At 64.4% G+C, this 15,622-nt stretch carries 15 protein-coding genes and 1 pseudogene; 6 read left to right on the top strand and 10 right to left on the bottom strand.

Annotated features, from left to right (window positions below; genetic code table 11):
* Positions 1-1,115, bottom strand: a 1,115-nt coding sequence (locus B3873_RS19935) for a gamma-glutamyl-gamma-aminobutyrate hydrolase family protein (RefSeq protein WP_286868525.1), incomplete at its 3' end; no start/stop codon positions are given.
* Positions 1,116-1,409: 294 nt separating this feature from the next.
* Here B3873_RS19935 and B3873_RS19940 point away from each other — a divergent pair.
* Both B3873_RS19940 and kefC read left to right on the top strand, forming a co-directional pair.
* Positions 1,410-1,931, top strand: a complete 522-nt coding sequence (locus B3873_RS19940; protein ID WP_286868526.1) for an NAD(P)H-dependent oxidoreductase — start codon at positions 1,410-1,412, stop codon at positions 1,929-1,931.
* 72 nt (positions 1,932-2,003) lie between these two features.
* On the top strand, positions 2,004-3,842 hold the full coding sequence (gene kefC, locus B3873_RS19945; protein WP_286868528.1) for a glutathione-regulated potassium-efflux system protein KefC: 1,839 nt from the start codon (positions 2,004-2,006) through the stop codon (positions 3,840-3,842).
* Positions 3,843-4,029: 187 nt separating this feature from the next.
* Here the strand turns inward: kefC and B3873_RS19950 are convergent, their stop codons facing one another.
* The 5 genes from B3873_RS19950 to B3873_RS19970 all read right to left on the bottom strand — a co-directional run bounded on the left by B3873_RS19950 (position 4,030) and on the right by B3873_RS19970 (position 9,047).
* The gene (locus B3873_RS19950) at positions 4,030-5,514 is read right to left on the bottom strand and encodes a DegQ family serine endoprotease (RefSeq protein WP_209533864.1); all 1,485 of its coding nucleotides are present in this window, start codon (positions 5,512-5,514) and stop codon (positions 4,030-4,032) included.
* A gap of 158 nt (positions 5,515-5,672) precedes the next feature.
* On the bottom strand, positions 5,673-7,007 hold the full coding sequence (locus B3873_RS19955; protein ID WP_286868536.1) for an ATP-binding protein: 1,335 nt from the start codon (positions 7,005-7,007) through the stop codon (positions 5,673-5,675).
* The gene (locus B3873_RS19960; RefSeq protein ID WP_034332266.1) at positions 7,004-7,660 is read right to left on the bottom strand and encodes a response regulator; all 657 of its coding nucleotides are present in this window, start codon (positions 7,658-7,660) and stop codon (positions 7,004-7,006) included. Before B3873_RS19960 ends, B3873_RS19955 begins: the two co-directional genes overlap by 4 nt.
* A 21-nt stretch (positions 7,661-7,681) precedes the next feature.
* Positions 7,682-7,876 (bottom strand): DUF2905 domain-containing protein, encoded by a 195-nt coding sequence (locus tag B3873_RS19965; RefSeq protein ID WP_034332265.1) that lies wholly within the window; start codon positions 7,874-7,876, stop codon positions 7,682-7,684.
* 10 nt (positions 7,877-7,886) lie between these two features.
* Positions 7,887-9,047 carry a class I SAM-dependent methyltransferase gene (locus B3873_RS19970; protein ID WP_286868539.1) on the bottom strand — a complete coding sequence of 387 codons (1,161 nt, stop codon included), beginning with the start codon at positions 9,045-9,047 and terminating at the stop codon, positions 7,887-7,889.
* 35 nt (positions 9,048-9,082) lie between these two features.
* Here B3873_RS19970 and B3873_RS19975 point away from each other — a divergent pair, with 35 nt between their 5' ends.
* From B3873_RS19975 to B3873_RS19990, 4 genes are all read left to right on the top strand, one after another.
* Positions 9,083-9,850 carry an SDR family oxidoreductase gene (locus B3873_RS19975; RefSeq protein WP_034332262.1) on the top strand — a complete coding sequence of 256 codons (768 nt, stop codon included), beginning with the start codon at positions 9,083-9,085 and terminating at the stop codon, positions 9,848-9,850.
* Positions 9,851-9,868: 18 nt separating this feature from the next.
* A complete protein-coding gene (locus B3873_RS19980; RefSeq protein ID WP_008333021.1) occupies positions 9,869-10,258 on the top strand; it encodes a dihydroneopterin aldolase in 390 nt (129 codons plus the stop codon).
* Between the two features lie 126 nt (positions 10,259-10,384).
* The gene (locus B3873_RS19985) at positions 10,385-10,678 is read left to right on the top strand and encodes a type II toxin-antitoxin system HigB family toxin (RefSeq protein ID WP_039783452.1); all 294 of its coding nucleotides are present in this window, start codon (positions 10,385-10,387) and stop codon (positions 10,676-10,678) included.
* A gap of 11 nt (positions 10,679-10,689) precedes the next feature.
* Entirely contained in the window at positions 10,690-11,082 is a 393-nt protein-coding gene (locus B3873_RS19990) for a helix-turn-helix domain-containing protein (RefSeq protein WP_039783459.1), read from the top strand.
* Between the two features lie 82 nt (positions 11,083-11,164).
* Here B3873_RS19990 and B3873_RS19995 read toward each other — a convergent pair whose 3' ends face one another.
* The 4 genes and pseudogenes from B3873_RS19995 to B3873_RS20010 form a co-directional block, all read right to left on the bottom strand.
* Positions 11,165-11,797 (bottom strand): YitT family protein, encoded by a 633-nt coding sequence (locus tag B3873_RS19995; RefSeq protein WP_008333023.1) that lies wholly within the window; start codon positions 11,795-11,797, stop codon positions 11,165-11,167.
* Positions 11,790-12,980 carry an aromatic amino acid transaminase gene (locus B3873_RS20000; protein WP_209533868.1) on the bottom strand — a complete coding sequence of 397 codons (1,191 nt, stop codon included), beginning with the start codon at positions 12,978-12,980 and terminating at the stop codon, positions 11,790-11,792. Before B3873_RS20000 ends, B3873_RS19995 begins: the two co-directional genes overlap by 8 nt.
* Before the next feature lie 120 nt (positions 12,981-13,100).
* Entirely contained in the window at positions 13,101-14,417 is a 1,317-nt protein-coding gene (locus tag B3873_RS20005) for an MFS transporter (protein WP_121040819.1), read from the bottom strand.
* 66 nt (positions 14,418-14,483) lie between these two features.
* Positions 14,484-15,622: pseudogene (locus tag B3873_RS20010) on the bottom strand (M20/M25/M40 family metallo-hydrolase); the annotation flags it as partial.

Raw genomic sequence — 15,622 nt, forward strand, 5'->3', positions numbered from 1 at the left:
TCCAGGAGTTCCGGACCGCCTGCGCGGTGGAATTCCGGGTGCCACTGCAAGCCCATCACGAACGGTGCCTTGCGGTAGCGGATGGCTTCCACGATCTGGTCCGGCCCCGAGACCGCCTCCACCGACAGGTCGCGCCCGAGGTTGTGCACGGCCTGGTGGTGGATGGAGTTGACGATGGCGTTCTCGGTCTTGACCATGCCGGCCAGCGACGATCCCTGCGGGAAATGCAGCGCGTGATAATTGCTGTCGTACTGCTCGTTGACGTGCGGGATGGCGGTCGGCACATCGGTGGCAATGTCCTGGTAGAGCGTGCCGCCGAAGGCCACGTTGATCAGCTGGCAGCCACGGCAGATGCCCAGCACGGGCTTGCCGGCCTCGATGAATTCATGCAGCAGTTCCAGCTCGTACATGTCGCGCACGCGGTCGCCGCTCCATTCGGGCCGGGTGGCTGCTTGCGCGTAGCTCTGCGGCGAGACATCGGCCCCGCCCTGCAGCACCAGACCATCCAGATGCTTGGCATAGTCGCGCAGGCGAATATTGCTGGGGTGGACCAGGCCATTGGTATTGACGGTGGGGATCATGAAGACCAGCACGTCGCGCGACATCACCCATTGCGCGATCGACTCTTCCAGATACTGCAGGGTCTTGCTGCGCAAGCCCTTGGCACCGCTCTCCGGATGGAAGATGCGGGCCGATACGCCGATCTTCAGCGTACGCTGCATGACGCGCCGGCCGGCCTTGTCCGACAGCTGGCGCAGGCGCGCCGTCAGGAAGCGCCAGGTCTGCGCCCAGGGTGCATCGCCCGCGTGATGCGGAGGCGGCGGCAGCGAGGTATAGATGCGCTGCTGCGCCTGGTCCGCCGTCTGGCCGTGGGCGGCCTCGGTGGCGGGCTGCGCGCCCGGCTGGGCCGGCGGCGTCACGGCTTCAACGGCCGGCACTGCCGGCGAGGCGGCCGGTGCTGCTACCACCGTGGTAGCAGGTGCAGCGGCGGGCTGGGCAGGATTCTGTGATGCGGCCGGCGTACCGGACGCGTCGGCAGACACTGGCTTGGCCGGGACCGCGCCCGGGGAGCGGTCTGGCGGCAAATTGGCTTCGGAATCTTGGATGTCGGACATGGCTGCAATAAGTAATCAGATGAAATGAACTGCGGCGAGTACCAGCGGCGGCATGCAAGCCGTCAATGGCGCGACGGGCCCGGGGAGTGGCTGAGTATATTCGCATTGCCCGGCTTTGGACACCTGCGGACGGCGCCGCCTGCAAGCAGTTTCATCCAAGCCGGCCAGCGCCCTTTCGTGGCACACTCCTCTCCCTTGCAAGGGCAGACAGCGCCAAGGCCATGCATGTTCCGGCCATTTGCACCGGAGGCCATCGTCCCCTCTGCCCACCACCCACATTGCCCGCGCCGACACATGTCCAAGGTCCTGATCCTGTACGCCCATCCCGCTGCCGAGCTCTCGCGCACCAATCGCCTGATGCTGGAAGCCGCCGCCCGCCTGCCCGACGTGACCGTGCATGATCTCTACGAGCACTATCCCGATTTCCACATCGACGTTGAACATGAACAGCAACTGCTGAGCCAGGCCGAGCTGGTCGTGATGCAGCATCCCATCCACTGGTACAGCATGCCGGCCCTGCAGAAGGAATGGCTGGACCGCGTGCTGGCGCGCGGCTGGGCCTTCGGCCACGATGGCCATGCGCTGGAAGGCAAGCGTTTCTGGCTGGTGGCCTCGACCGGCGGAGAGACGGCGTCCTACCAGAGCACGGGCCGCCACGGCCATCCCTTTGCCGATTTCCTGCCGCCGTATCAACAGACCGCGCGCCTGTGCGGCATGCAGTGGGTGGAACCGCTGATCCTGCATGGTGCCCATCACGTGCCGCCGGTCGAGTTCCAGCACCATGTGGAGCGCTACCTGGAAGGATTGCAGGCATGAGCCTCACGCCTCATTTCTCATCAATCCTCGCACATCGCTGCATCCTCACAATTCAACTGACCGGACCCCGCCATGGATGAACAACTGCTGATCGCCCTCGTCTACCTGCTGGCGGCAGTGGCCGCCGTGCCCATCGCCAAGCGCCTGGGGCTGGGTGCCGTGCTGGGCTACCTGCTGGCCGGCATCGTCATCGGCCCGTGGGGACTGGGCCTCATCACCGAGGTCAAGCACATCCTCGAATTCTCCGAATTCGGCGTGGTGCTGCTGCTGTTCCTGATCGGCCTCGAACTCGATCCCAAGCGTTTGTGGGCACTGCGCCGTTCCATCTTCGGCTGGGGCAGCGTGCAGGTGGCGGCGGTGTCGCTGGCGCTCTTCGCTGCGGCGCTAGCAGCGGGCGTACCGTGGCGCATCGGGCTCATCGGTGCGCTGGGCATGTCGCTTTCATCCACCGCCATCGCCCTGGCCACGCTGGGCGAGCGCAAGCTCACGGCCACGCCGGCCGGTGCGGCGGGCTTTTCCATCCTGCTGTTCCAGGACATCGCCGCCATCCCCATGATGGCCGCCGTGCCCCTGCTGGGCGTGGCGGCCAGCCAGGGCAGCGGGCAGGGCTGGCTGCATGCGGGCCAGGTGGCGCTGGTGATCGCCCTGCTGATCTTCGGCGGACGGGTGCTGATCCGCCCCATCCTGCGCATCATCGCCAAGACCGACATGCGCGAGATCTTCACCGCCTTCGCCCTGCTGCTGGTCATCTCCACCTGCCTGCTGATGCAATCGGTGGGCATGTCGATGGCGCTGGGCACCTTCCTGGCCGGCGTGCTGCTGGCCGATTCCGAATACCGCCATGCGCTGGAAAGCGATCTGGAGCCCTTCAAGGGCTTGCTGCTGGGCCTGTTCTTCATTGCCGTGGGCATGTCGGTGGACTTCGGCGTCTTCCTCGCCCAGCCCTGGCGCATCCTCGGCATGGTAGCGGGCTTCCTGACCATCAAGACCGGTGTGATGTGGTTCCTCGGCCGCTGCTTCGGCATTCCGCGCGGGCAGCAATTGTTCTTCGCCTTCCTGCTCTCGCAGGGCGGGGAATTCGCCTTCATCGTCTTCGGTGCGGCCGTCACCGCGAAGGTGTTGACGCCCGAGATCTCGTCCATGCTGGTCGTCGTGGTGGCGCTGTCGATGCTGGTCACGCCCCTGCTCTTGCTGGTGCATGACCGCCTGCTGGTGCGCTGGCTGGAAGGCGGCAAGCGCCGCCCGGAAGACAAGATCGGACCACAGGACAACCAGGTCATCATCGCCGGCTTCGGCCGCTTCGGCCAGATCGTGGGCCGTCTGCTGGCGGCCAATGACATCGGTGCCACGGTGCTGGATCACGATCCGGACCAGATCGATTTCCTGCGCAAGTTCGGCTTCAAGGTGTTCTATGGCGACGCCACCCGCATCGACCTGCTGCGCACCGCCGGTGCCGAAAAGGCCAAGGTCCTGGTGATCGCCATCGACGATGCGCAAGCCGCGCTGGACATGGTGGAAAAGGTGAGAGAAGAATTCCCGCACCTGCAGATCGCCGCCCGTGCGCGCAACGTCACGCACTACTACGACCTGATGGACCGCGGCGTCACCGTGCTGGAACGCGAGACCTTCGAAAGCGCCCTGCACATGGGCCGGCAAGTGCTGCAGCAACTGGACTTCGGCGCCTATCGCGCGCGTGAAGCCGCGATGAAATTCCGCTCTCACAATCTCAAAACCCTGGCAGCGCTCTACCCGCACTACAAGGACCAGGCGCAAATGGTGTCCATGGCAGTGCAGGCACGCGAAGAATTGCAGGCCATGTTCGCCGGGGATCGCGAAGCCATGCAGCGCGATCATACGCATGACCAGTGGCGTGAAAAACCCGCGCCCGCCAAACCGGCAGCGGAAGAATAAAAAAAGGCCGGACACGCTTGCGCACATCCGGCCAAATCCCTCACTGCTTACTACTCACTGCTTACCACTTACTACTCACTGCTTGCTACTTGCTGCTCACCGGTACTACTCACTGCAAAACCTCAAGACTTGAAGACGTCAGTACCGCAAATCATTTAAATCATCCAAATCATTTAAACGATTTAGTTCAATTCAAGGCCAGCGGCACGAAGATCTTTTCGTCACCGCGTTCCACCAGCAGGGCGACGTTCTTGCCTGCCTCGCTGGCCAGCTTGCGCAGTTGCGCCACACTGGAGACGGGCGTGCCGTTGAGCGCCAGGATCACGTCGCCGCTCTGGATGCCGGCCACTGCGGCCGGACCGCTGGCGTCTTCCACCAGCAAGCCTTTCTGGCCACCGATCTGGGCTTGCTCATCCTTGTCCAGCGGACGCACCGCCAGTCCCAGGCGGCCTTGGTCATCGGACTTGCCGGGCTTGGCCTCATTCTTGGCCTGCTTCATCTCGCCCACGGTCACGTTCATGGTCAGCACCTTGCCGCCGCGCATGACCTGGATGGGCTTGCTGGACCCCGGCGCGGTATCGGCCACCAGCGTAGGCAGATCGACCGAATGATCGATGGCGTGGCCATCGAAGCTCAGGATCACGTCACCCGCCTGCAGGCCGGCCTTGTCGGCCGGGCTGCCCTTTTCCACCGAACTGACCAGCGCGCCCTCAGCCTTCTTCAAACCGAAGGATTCGGACAAGGCCTGGTTCAAGTCCTGCACCGAGACGCCCAGGCGGCCACGCGTCACCTTGCCGTGCGTGACCAGTTGCTGCTCGACCTTCATCGCCACATCGATGGGGATGGAGAACGACAGACCCTGGAAGCCGCCGGTCTGGCTGTAGATCTGCGAGTTGATGCCGATCACCTGGCCATTCAGGTCGAACAGCGGGCCACCGGAATTACCCGGATTGACGGCCACGTCGGTCTGGATGAAGGGCACGTAGTTGTCATCCGGCAGGCTGCGCGACTTGGCGCTGATGATGCCGGCGGTGGCCGTGTTGTCGAAGCCGTAGGGCGAGCCGATGGCCAGCACCGGCTGGCCGACCTTCACGCGGGAAGGATCGCCGATCTGCACAGTGGGCAAGTTCTTCGCGTCGATGCGGATGACGGCGATGTCACTCTGCTTGTCGATGCCCAGCACCTTGGCCTTGAACTCGCGGCGATCGGTCAGCTTGACCACCACTTCCTGCGCGCCATCGACCACGTGGGCGTTGGTCAGGATCAGGCCATCGGGCGAGATGATGAAACCGGAACCGAGGCCGTGCATGATGCGCGGCTGCTGCGGCATCTGCAGTTGCGGGCCGAAGCGCTTGAAGAATTCTGAGAAGGGATCGTTCGGATCGAGGCCGTTGTCGTCGTCATCAGCGACCTTGCGGGCCTTGCCGGTGACACTGATGTTGACCACCGCCGGGCCGTAACGCTGGACGATGCCCGAGAAATCGGTCGCCGCCGCGACCACCGGTCCGGCCGGGGCAGCGGGCGCGGCGTTGGAGGCCACCAGCGGGGCGTTGAGCGCGGCCGCGTGCGCCGACGGCAGATCGGCACCGCGAAAATAGACGTAGCTGCCGCCCACCACCGCGGCAATCATGACAGCCAAAGTGTTACGAACAAAAACGATGCGACGGCTCATCTTCTTCTCCTTGATCGAACGGGATATCGAGGGTCGGGGCCGTTGGGCCTCAACCGTTGGAGTGAAGATTAAGCAGTGAAAATTAAGACAAACTTAAGGCTGAAAAATTGAGCATTAATCTGCGCTTAATGCTCCGAAAACGCCATCCGGCAAGCGTTTCAGGCCGGCAACAGCGTGAAGACCACGCGCGCCTGCAAGCCGCGCCCGGTATTGCGCAATTCCACCGGCACCCGGTGCAGGTCGGCGATCTGGCGCACGATGGCCAGCCCCAGGCCGCTGCCGAAGGCACCCCGTGAGGAGCCCTGTTCCTGCGCGCGCTGGGCCCGGTAGAAGCGATCGAAGACGCGCGGCAACTCGCTCTCGGCGATGCCGGGGCCACTGTCCTGGATCACCACCGCACACATCCCCGCTGCGGGGAATTCGAAGCCGACATCGACCACGCCGCCCGCCGGGGTATAGCGCAAGGCGTTGTCCACCAGGTTGTTGAAGAGGATGCGCAAGGCATCGGCATTGCCCTGCACGCGCACCGGACGGCCATCATCGCCCTGGTCCGACAGCCCGAGATCGATGCCACCATGATCGGCCACCGAGGACAAGTCGCCCACGATACTACCCAGCAGCGCACGCAGATCAACCTCCGCAAAGCCCATGGCATCGGGCTCCTGGCGCGCCAGCGTGAGCAGCTGGTGCACCAGATGGGTGGCGCGCTCCAGCCCGTTCTTGAGATCGGAAAAGGCGGCGCGCCGCTCCTGTTCATCGGTGGCGCGCTCGGCCAGCTGCGCCTGCAGGCGCAAGGCCGTCAGCGGTGTGCGCAATTCATGCGCCGCATCGGCGACGAAGGCACGCTGTGTTTCCGTGGCGTGTTTGAGCCGTGCCAGCAGGTCATTCAAGGCATGCGTGAGCGGCTGGATTTCCTGCGGCATGCCCACATCCGACAACGGCTGCAACGAGTTCATGTCGCGCGCCGCCACTTCGGCGGCGGCCTTGCGCACCGGGGCCAGCCCCCGGCTGACCGCCACCCACGACAGCACTCCGATCAGCGGGAACAGCAACAGCAAGGGCACCACCGTCTTGACCGCCATCTGCGCGGCGATCTCATCGCGCGCGCTCTGGGGCTGCGCCACCTGCACCACGGTACTGCCGATCTGGGCGCTGTAGACGCGCCACATGCCATTGGGTCCGCGCACGTTGGCAAAGCCCAGTTCAGCCTGGCGCGGCATGGCCCCGCGTGCATGGGAGTGATAGATGACCGAGCCCCGGCTGTCCCAGATCTGCATCATGATCTCGTCCTCCAGCTCGGGGAACTGCTGCCCCGGCGAGATGGGCGAGAAGGCCTGGCGCGGCAGCGAAGCAGCGATCTGGCGCATCTGGTAATCGAAGATCTGGTTGGCTTCGCCGCGCGCCTGGAAGTACAGCGCCACGCCGGCCAGCACGATGATGGAGAACAGCCCCAGTCCCAGCCACAGCAGCAGCTTGTTGCGGATCGATTTCATGCCGGCACCAGGTAGCCCACGCCGCGCACGTTCTTGATGAAGTCGCTGCCGACCTTCTTGCGCAGCGCGTGGATGTGCACTTCGACGGCATTGCTCTCGATGCTGTCATCCCAGCCGTAGAGTTTTTCTTCCAGCTGGGCGCGTGAGAGCACCACGCCCGGACGATCCATGAAGGCGTGCAGCAACGCGAATTCGCGCGCCGACAAATTGACCGGCTTGCCGCCCACGGTCACTTCATGCGTGGCCGGATTCAAGACCACCTCGCGCACCTGCACCAGGCTTTCGGCGCGTCCGGCCTGGCGGCGCGAGAGGGCGCGCATGCGAGCCGACAGTTCTTCCAGGTCAAAGGGCTTGATGAGGTAATCGTCGGCACCGGCATCGAGCCCGGCCACGCGATCGGCCACGGCATCGCGTGCAGTGGTGATGAGCACGGGAATGGCGCTGCCGCGTTCACGCAGGGTGCGCAGCACGGCCAGGCCATCCTTCTGCGGCAGACCCAGGTCCAGCAGCAGCATGGCGTAGTCCTCGGTGCGCAAGGCCACGTCGGCCGACTTGCCATCCTGCACCCAGTCGATGGTGAAGCCATCCTGGCGCAAACCCTTGCGCACGGCCTCGCCCACCATGGGATCGTCTTCCACCAGCAATACGCGCATGTTGACTACTCCTGATCGGACTCAGAGGATCTTCGCCAGCAGGAACACCACCACCGAAATGAGGATGGTCGAGGCGAAGGGCAGCGAAAAGATGCGGCCGAACAAACGGAAACGCAAGTCTCCGGGCAAGCGGCCGATGCCCAGTTTTTCCAGCCAGGGCAACAAGGTCGAGAACACGATGACCGAGAGGAAGATGACGACGATCCAGCGAATCATGCGGGGCTCCTCACAGACGATGGGTGCGGTCGTGGCGCAGCATGCGGGCTGGCCATTCGACGTTCTTGCCAATGGCCAGCACCTTGAAGAGCTCGCCCATCTCGGCCGGGGAAATCAGTTTCTGCATGCCGTTGGCCAACGGCAGGTAACGCAGGCTGTCCTCGGGCGAGGTGCGCAGCAGCAGCTCGCCGATACCGGCATTGAGCAGGAAGGCGCCCTGGCTGGTGTAGGCCAGTACCTCCGCGCCCTCTTCCACCGCCGCCACCGCCATCGCCGTGAAATCCACGTGCGCGGTGATGTCCTGCAAACCCGGCCAGTAGAAAGGATCGGTGTGGGCGTGATGGCGGTAGTGGCACATCAGCGTGCCCTGGTCGCGGTCGGGCAGGTAGTATTCCGCCGCGGGGAATCCGTAATCCGGAAGGATCGCCAAGGCACCGGGACCGCTGGCCAGCATGCGGCCCAGGGTGCGCATGAAGCCGATGGCCACCGGCGACAGTTCGGTCAGGTAACCGGCCGGCAAGGGTTCGGCCTCGGGAATCTGCGCCACCGGCAGATCGCTCACGGTGCGGTCCGCAAACTGCAGGCGGCCCGTGGCATCGACCGTGACGCCGCGTTCCTGCCAGCCCTCTTCGGCCTTGATCGCCAGGCGCACCGGCATGGCATCGAGCACTTCATTGCCGACCACCACACCCGAGAAAGTTTCCGGCAGGGCATCAAGCCACTCCACCAGCGGCGCGAAAGCGGCCAGGGTTTCCTGCTGGCGGGCGCGCAGCTGGGCAGAGATTTCCACGATGAAATATTTCTCGGGCAGCGCTTCGCGCGCCTGCAATTCGGTGAGGATGTCGCGCGCCAGCTTGCCGGTGCCGGCACCGAATTCCAGCAGCACATTGGCCACCTGCGGGCTGGCCGCGATCACTTCGGCGGCCAGGTGGGCCAGGGTCGCGCCGTACAGCGGCGAGATTTCCGGGGCGGTTGTAAAATCGCCCTCCTTGCCCAGTTTGGAAGAACCCCCGCTGTAATAGCCGACCTGCGGCGCATACAGGGCCAGTTCCATGTAACGTTCGAAGGAGATCCAGCCGCCGGATGCGGCGATCTCGCCGGCGATCAGGTGCTGGAGGGAATGCGAGGCGGACAGTGCGTCAGCGCTGGGTTCGGGTAGTTGCAGTTGCATGGGCCGTATTGTATCGACGAATGGAAACCGGGAACATGACATCACCCTCTTCTGCAGGTATAGCACTGGTTACGGGCGCCGCACGCCGCATCGGCCGTCACATCGCGCTGGCTCTGGCCCGCGCGGGCTGGGACGTGGCGGTCCACTACAACCGTTCGCGCGAGGAAGCCGACACGCTGGTGCGCGAGATCGAAGCCCTGGGCCGCCGTGCCCTGGCGGTGCAGGGCGAACTGGGCGACGAAGCCCAGGTCCGTTCCCTGCTGCCCCAGGCCGCGCCGCTGGGACGCATCACCTGCGTGGTCAACAACGCCTCGCTGTTCGATTACGATGACGCCGCCAGCTTCGGCAATGACCGCCTGCTGCGCCACATGAGCGCCAACGTCGGCGCGCCCGTGCTGCTGGCGCAGGCCTTGTTCGAGGCCACGCCGGAGGGCCAGCAGGCTGTCGTCATCAACCTGCTGGACCAGAAACTGTACAATCCCAATCCTGACTTCCTGTCCTACACCCTTTCCAAGGCCGCCCTGCACAGCGCTACCACGCTGCTGGCACAGGCACTGGCGCCCAAGGTGCGGGTGGTCGGCGTGGCACCCGGGCTGACCATGGTCTCGGGCGACCAGACCGAGGACCAGTTCGACAAGGCGCACACGGTCACCCCCCTGGGCCGTGGCAGCACGCCCGAGGACATTGCCGCTGCGGTCTGCTACGTCGCTTCGGCGCGGGCTGTCACGGGCACTACCCTGCTGGTCGATGGCGGCCAGCATTTGCTTCCCCTTTCGCGCGACGTCATGTTCGTGGCGAAATAACCTTAATTTTTTCTGATCATGCTCTTTCTCTCCCATCCTTCCCTGCAAGATTGCCGCCGCCTGTTCCTGCGCAACTACGAGGTGTTCATCAACATCGGCGTGCACGAGTTCGAAAAGAAGGGTGAGCAGCGCATCCTGATCAACGTCGACCTCTACGTCCCGCTGGCCGAGACCACGCCGACGGCCGACCACCTGGACGAAGTGGTGGACTACGACTTCATCCGCTCCACCATCGCCGAGCGCATGGCCCGCGGCCACATCCACCTGCAGGAAACCCTGTGCGACGACGTCATGACCGCCATGCTGGCCCACCCCAAGGTGCGCGCGGTGCGGGTCTCGACCGAGAAGCCGGATGTGTATCCGGATTGTGATTCGGTGGGGGTGGAGACTTTCAGGATCAAGGCTTGATTTCCATTCCACAGATTGCTTTGCCCGACTGGCCCCGCTTCATGCGGGGCTTTATTTTTTCGAGATCTGGCCAGAGTTTGCCCTCACCATCCCGCTACCAAGGTGGTAGCATGTTACGGTGTGCCGATGCGCATCATTGCCCTCTCCACACTACGGACTTTCTGGACCGCCCACCCTGCTGCGGAGACCCCTCTGCGCGCCTGGTACGCGCTGGCCAGCCGGGTGAACTGGAAGACACCGGCCGACATCAAAGCCGCTTATCGCAATGCCAGTTTTACAAGAAACAACCGTGTGGTGTTCAACATCAAGGGCAATGACTACCGCCTGGTCGTCGCGGTACGTTATGACAAGGAAGTGATCTACATCCGCTTCGTCGGTACGCATCGCCAATACGACGACATCGATGTGGAAACGATTTGAAGGAAGGTCACATGCAACTCAAACTGATACGCACCCGCAAGGATTACCGCGCCGCGCTGGCTGAAGCAGAACGGCTGTGGGACGCGCCTGCCCGCTCGGAACAAGCCGACCAGCTCGATGTGCTCACCCTGCTCATCGCCCATTACGAGCGCGCGCACTTCGCCATCGATGACCCTGATCCCATCGACTTCCTTCTGCACGTGATGGAAGCACGCGGCCTTTCGCGCAAGGATCTGGAGCCTTATCTCGGACCTCGTGGCCGCGTCTCCGACATCCTCAACCGGGTGCGCCCGCTGACCCTCGACATGATCCGCAAGCTCAGCGCCGGCCTGCATCTTCCAGCGGACCTGCTGATCAAGCCTTATCCTGTGAAAGCGGCCAGCAGCGATTTGTTGCACGCCTGAACTAAGTCAAGAATCAAAAAAAATGCCGTCCAGTCTGCACTGAACGGCATTCATTCCAGCCAGGCGATCCCGCCTGCCCTTCTTACATTCCCATATACCTGCCCGCCCGGTGATTCAAGGCAATCACCAGATTGGCCGTCACCGCCCCGAGGATGGAGGCCAGCAGCACGCGCGGCGTCACCACGAACAGCGAACACAGCACGATCACCACATCCACGCCCATCTGCAGCTTGCCGGCGCGCAGGCCGTAACGGTCCTGCAGAAACAGCGTCACCACGTTGATGCCCCCCAGGCTGGCACCATGGCGGAACAGCATCACGAACCCCACCCCCATCAACAGTCCACCCAGCACCGCGCTGTAGAACAGGTCCAGCTTGGCATAGCCGATGAAATGCGGATGCATCAGCGAGAAGCCCGACACCAGCGCCACCGCACAGAAGGTCTTGCCGGTGAAGCGCAAGCCCATGCGGCGAAACGCGAAGTAGTAGAACGGGATGTTGATGGTGAAAAACACCACGCCAAACGGCAGCCCCGTCAGGTAATGCGTCAGGAAGGCCAGGCCGGCGGTGCTGCCGGTCAACAGGCCCACCTGGCTGTACATGTTCACCGCCAGCGAGACGAAGAGCGTACCGGCCACCAGGGCCAGCACGTCTTCATAGCTCTTGTGGCGCAGGTCGGCCGCCGACACGGCGGCCTTGCTTGCCACTTCAGCCACGCAGCACCTCGGCCATGGTCTCGGCCACGCGTGCAACGTTGCTGTCGTTCAGGCCCGCCACGCAGATGCGGCCAGTGCCCACGGCATAGACGCCGAACTCTTCACGCAGGCGATCGACCTGGGCCGAGGTCAGGCCGGTGTAGCCGAACATGCCGTTCTGGCGCAGCAGGAAGGAGAAGTCCTGGTCCGGCACCGCGCTCTTCAATTGCGATGCCAGCTTGACGCGCATGTCACGCACGCGCACGCGCATCTCCTCGACTTCGGCACGCCATTGCGTGGCCAGCTTGTCGTCGTTCAGCACATGCGCCACCAGCAGCGCGCCGTTGCGGGCGGGGCTGGAGTAGTTGCGGCGCACGGTCAGCTTCAGCTGGCCCAGCACGTTGGCGGCCTGGCCTGCCTGCGGGCAGAACACCGACAAGGCACCGATGCGCTCGCTGTAGAGCGAGAAGATCTTGGAGAAGGAGTTCGACAGGAAGAAGGGAATCTGGCGGCGCACCGCTTCGCGCACCGGCCAGATATCGTCGTCCAGGCTCTCGGCAAAGCCCTGGTAGGCCAGGTCGAAGAAGGGCAGCAGGCCGCGCTGCTCGACCACGGCGATGATCTGCTCCCACTGCGCACGGGTCGGGTCGACGCCGGTCGGGTTGTGGCAGCACGGGTGCAGCAGCACCACGGCGCCCTTGGGCAGGCTTTGCAGCTTGTCCAGCATGCCGTTGAAATTGAGGCCCTTGGTCTGGGCATCGTAGTAGGGATAACGCTCGGTCTTGAAGCCCGCGCCTTCGAAGATGCCGACGTGGTTGTCCCAGGTCGGGTCCGGCAGCCAGATGGTGGGCTGCGGGAAGAAGCGCGCGATCAGGTCGGCACCGACCTTCAATGCGCCCGAACCACCCAGGGTCTGGACGATGGCCAGGTGCTCGGCCGACGGCAGGTCGGCACCGAACAGCAGCTTGGCCACGGCCTGGCGGTAGGCGGCATGGCCTTCCATGGGCAGGTAGACGTAGGGCGCGCCGGTCTCGGCCACCGCTGCAGAGGCAGTGCGCACGGAGGGCAGCACCGGCACCACGCCACGGCCATCGGTGTAGATGCCGATGCTCAGGTTGACCTTGTTGCTGCGCTCGTCGCGCTGGAATTGTTCCATCAGGCTCAGGATGGGATCGCCGGCATACGGCGGGAGATGCGAAAACATGAGGACCTCGTCAATGTGGGAAAACGCCGATGCCGGCACAGTCCAGCTTGTCCGGCAAGACCGCCATGGTAGCGCGGCACGGGAAAAAATTCCCGTCCCGCGTGCCCCCTGTGCGTTTTTTCACAGGTATTTTTTCAGGCGGAAGTGGTAGATGCTCACGCACAACAGGCTGATCGCGGCGCAAACCATCAGGTAATAGCTGGGCGACACCGGATTGCCGGTCTTGCCGACCAGCCAGGTCACCATGAAGGGCGTGAAGCCGCCGAAGAGGGTTGCTCCCAGGCTATAGCTGATCCCCATGCCGCGCACCCGTGTGGCCGGCGGGAAGATCGACGACAGCACCACCCCCAGCGAACCGAAATACACCGCCTTGAGGATGCCGGCCCAGATCATGATGGCCATCATCACCCACACGGTCGGCATGGCGATCACCCAGACGAAGGAGCCATAGATGGTGGCCAGCGTCAGCACGGTGGAGACCACCATGATGCGGGCACGGCCCACGCGGTCGGCCAGCATGCCCATGAAAGGCGCGCCGATCATCAGGATCGCACCGGTCACGGCGGCCGCCGCAAACGCGGTCGACTGCGGCAGGTGCAGCTGCTTGATGGCATAGGTCGGCATGTACAGCAGCATCAGGTAAGTGGCGGCGGTAGAGACCGAGAGAATGCCCATGGCCACCAGCACCCGCGTGACCTGCAGGCCCCAGCTGGCATCGTCCTCGCCGGCCACTTGCGCCTTCTTGGCCATCGGTACTTCGTCGATGTGACGGCGGATGTACAGACCCACCGGCGCGATCAGCAAGCCGAAGGCGAACGGCAGGCGCCAGCCCCAGGCGGAGATCTGCTCGGGCGTGAGCCACTGGTTCAGCAGGAAGCCGGCCAGCGCCGCCATCAGGGCCGCTGCGCCCTGGCTGGAGAATTGCCAGCTGGCCATGAAAGCGCGGCGCTTGGAGCCGGTCTCGGTCAGCAAGGCCGTGGCCGAACCGAATTCGCCGCCAGCCGACAGCGCCAGCAGGATGCGCGCCACCAGGATGCCGATGGGCGCGGCCACGCCGATAGTCTCGTACGTGGGGATCACGGTACAGATCAGGGTGCCGGCCACCGTCATCGACAGCGAGACCAGCAGCGCCGGCTTGCGGCCGACCTTGTCGCCATACCAGCCCAGCAGGATCGCCCCCAGCGGACGGAACAGATACGACAGCCCGAAGGTAGCAAACGTTACCAGTAGCGAGACCGTCTCGTCGCCGGTCGGGAAGAACAGCTTGGAGATGGTCACCGCAAAGAAACCATAGGCCACAAAGTCGAACCACTCCAGCGCATTGCCGATGGAGGAAGCGACGATCAATCGCCGCGTGCGCGCGGCCGACATCGGCGCGGGGGCCGCTTCTGCTGCTGAAGAAATTTCCGGTGTTGCCGAGGGTGACGCTGCATTCATGGTCGTGTTCCCGTTGGAAGATGGACTGCGCTGGCTTGCGTTCTTGAAAATGAAAAAGGGCTCAACTCAGGCAACTGCCGATTGCGCCCGCTGCTGGCGCACCTGCTGCCCCTGCTGGCCGATATCCCACAACAGGCCCGCCATCAGTTGCAGGCCTTCGCGCGCCACCGGTGCCAGCAGGTGTTCGTCCGGCGCATGCTGCGAGCAGGAGGGATAGGAGTGCGGCATCCACAGCGTCGGCAAACCCAGCGCTTCCGAGAAGCAGTGATTGGGGATGGTGCCGCCCAGGTTGGGCAGGATGGTCACGGGCTTGCCGCTGGTCTCCTGCAGCGAGCCGGTGGCCAGGCGTACCCAGGCATCGTCGGGATCGAGGCGTGTGGCGGGCGCGGCGGCCTGGATCTCGATCTGCACATCGGCATAGCCGTGTTCATCGAGATGGCGGCGCAGGCTCTGCTGCACGTCTTCCCACACCGTGCCGACCACGAAGCGCAGCTGGAACACCGCCTGCGCCCGCGCCGGAATCGCTCCCACCGGACGCTGCGCATTGCCGGCCTCGAAGGCGATCAGCTCCAGCGTATTCCAGGCGAACAGGCGCTCGCCAGCGCTCAGGCCGGGCTCGCCCCACTGCGCATCGAGTACCGGATCACCGTCGTCGCTGCCCACCGCAAAGTCGCGCACCAGGGCACGCACCCGCTCGCTCACGTTGCGCGGACGCATACCCGGTACGCGGATCACGCCACGTCCATCCACCAGCGAGGCCGCCGCATTGGCCAAAACGGTGGCCGGATTGCGCAGCACGCCGCCCCAGTTGCCGGCATGGTGTGCACCGTTGCCGGTGTCGAGCACCAGCTTGAACTGCAGCGCGCCACGCGAGCCGAGGAAGAGCGTCGGGCTGGAAGCCGCCAGGCGCGGGCCATCCGAGGCCAGGAACAGGTCCGCCTCCAGATAATCGGCGTGATCGCGGCAGGCCTCGTAGAGACCGGGCGAACCCACTTCCTCGCCCATTTCGAAAATCATTTTCAGGTTGCAGCCCAGCTTGCCCCCTGCCGCCTCGATGGCGGCCGCCAGCGCGCCCAGGTTGATGCTGTGCTGGCCCTTGTTGTCGGCGGTACCGCGCCCGTACCAGCGATCGCCATCCGGGCTCAGCTGCCAGGGCGAACGGTCCTACTGCCAGCGGCCTTCCTCGCCGTTGACCACATCGCCGT

Origin of the sequence: Herbaspirillum sp. UBA812, from assembly GCF_002296545.1 — a bacterium.
GTDB classification, from domain to species: Bacteria; Pseudomonadota; Gammaproteobacteria; order Burkholderiales; family Burkholderiaceae_D; genus Herbaspirillum; species Herbaspirillum huttiense.

Bases quoted from the DNA above. Each gene is read 5' to 3' on its own strand.
- B3873_RS19940 (WP_286868526.1), top strand. From the start codon at position 1,410: ATGTCCAAGGTCCTGATCCTGTACGCCCATCCCGCTGCCGAGCTCTCG.
- kefC (WP_286868528.1), top strand. From the start codon at position 2,004: ATGGATGAACAACTGCTGATCGCCCTCGTCTACCTGCTGGCGGCAGTG.
- B3873_RS19950 (WP_209533864.1), bottom strand. From the start codon at position 5,514: ATGAGCCGTCGCATCGTTTTTGTTCGTAACACTTTGGCTGTCATGATT.
- B3873_RS19955 (WP_286868536.1), bottom strand. From the start codon at position 7,007: ATGAAATCGATCCGCAACAAGCTGCTGCTGTGGCTGGGACTGGGGCTG.
- B3873_RS19960 (WP_034332266.1), bottom strand. From the start codon at position 7,660: ATGCGCGTATTGCTGGTGGAAGACGATCCCATGGTGGGCGAGGCCGTG.
- B3873_RS19965 (WP_034332265.1), bottom strand. From the start codon at position 7,876: ATGATTCGCTGGATCGTCGTCATCTTCCTCTCGGTCATCGTGTTCTCG.
- B3873_RS19970 (WP_286868539.1), bottom strand. From the start codon at position 9,047: ATGCAACTGCAACTACCCGAACCCAGCGCTGACGCACTGTCCGCCTCG.
- B3873_RS19975 (WP_034332262.1), top strand. From the start codon at position 9,083: ATGACATCACCCTCTTCTGCAGGTATAGCACTGGTTACGGGCGCCGCA.
- B3873_RS19980 (WP_008333021.1), top strand. From the start codon at position 9,869: ATGCTCTTTCTCTCCCATCCTTCCCTGCAAGATTGCCGCCGCCTGTTC.
- B3873_RS19985 (WP_039783452.1), top strand. From the start codon at position 10,385: ATGCGCATCATTGCCCTCTCCACACTACGGACTTTCTGGACCGCCCAC.
- B3873_RS19990 (WP_039783459.1), top strand. From the start codon at position 10,690: ATGCAACTCAAACTGATACGCACCCGCAAGGATTACCGCGCCGCGCTG.
- B3873_RS20000 (WP_209533868.1), bottom strand. From the start codon at position 12,980: ATGTTTTCGCATCTCCCGCCGTATGCCGGCGATCCCATCCTGAGCCTG.
- B3873_RS20005 (WP_121040819.1), bottom strand. From the start codon at position 14,417: ATGAATGCAGCGTCACCCTCGGCAACACCGGAAATTTCTTCAGCAGCA.